General features: G+C 64.4%; 1 protein-coding gene. It reads left to right on the top strand.

Translation table 11 applies throughout. The features are described from left to right. Window positions 1–953: penicillin-binding transpeptidase domain-containing protein (locus EOA60_RS34835; protein ID WP_281060811.1), on the top strand; the 953-nt coding region annotated here is incomplete at both ends.

Genomic DNA, 953 nt, shown 5'->3' with positions numbered 1-953 from the left:
CTTCTGGCCGGTTTGCTCAAGGCGCCGTCGCGGCTTTCGCCGGCGCGCGATCCCAAGGCGGCGGAAGAACGCGCACAGCTCGTGCTCGCCGCCATGCGCGAGGAAGGCAAGATCGGCGACAAGGAATACAAAATGGCGCTGAGCGCGCCGGCGACGCGCTCGCCCTCCTACTGGACCGGCTCGGAGAATTATGTCGCCGACACGGTCATGGAGGAACTTCCCGACCTGATCGGCGACGTGCGCGGCGACATCGTCATCGACACCACCGTGGATCTGACGCTGCAGAAGCTCGCCGAGCAGTCGATCCGCCGGCTGATCGACGAGAGCGGCAGAAAGCTCAACGTCACCCAGGGCGCGTTGGTGTCGATCGATGATTCCGGCGCCGTTCGCGCCATGGTCGGCGGTTACGACTATTCGACCAGCCAGTTCGACCGCGCCTCGGAAGCGCGGCGCCAGCCGGGATCGGCCTTCAAGCCTTTCGTCTACATGGCGGCGCTGGAAGCAGGCCGCACACCGGACAGCGTGCGCAACGACGCCCCGATCAGAATAGGCAAATGGACGCCGGAGAACTATGGCGGCAAATATTATGGCAAGGTGACGCTGGCCACCGCACTGGCGAAGTCGCTGAACTCGGTGGCGGCGCAACTCACCATGGAGGTCGGCCCCGACGCTGTGGTTGAGGCCGCGCACCGCATGGGCATCCAATCCGACCTGCAGTCGAACACCTCGATCGCGCTCGGCACCTCGGAAGTGACGCCGCTGGAACTGACCGCCGCCTATGTGCCTTTCGCCAATGGCGGCTACAAGCCGGATATCCATTTCATCCAGCGCGTCACCACGGCTAGCGGCAAGGTGCTCTACGAAAACAATGGCGGCAGCGCGCCGCGCGTCCTCAAGGCCGACATCGTCGGCATGATGAACTCTATGATGACGGGCACGGTCGAAGTCGGCAC

Origin of the sequence: Mesorhizobium sp. M1A.F.Ca.IN.020.06.1.1 (assembly GCF_004023265.1) — a bacterium.
Taxonomy (GTDB): domain Bacteria; phylum Pseudomonadota; class Alphaproteobacteria; order Rhizobiales; family Rhizobiaceae; genus Mesorhizobium.
The sequence above is the reverse complement of the archived record's forward strand: the minus strand, read 5'-3'. Positions and strand labels throughout refer to the sequence as shown.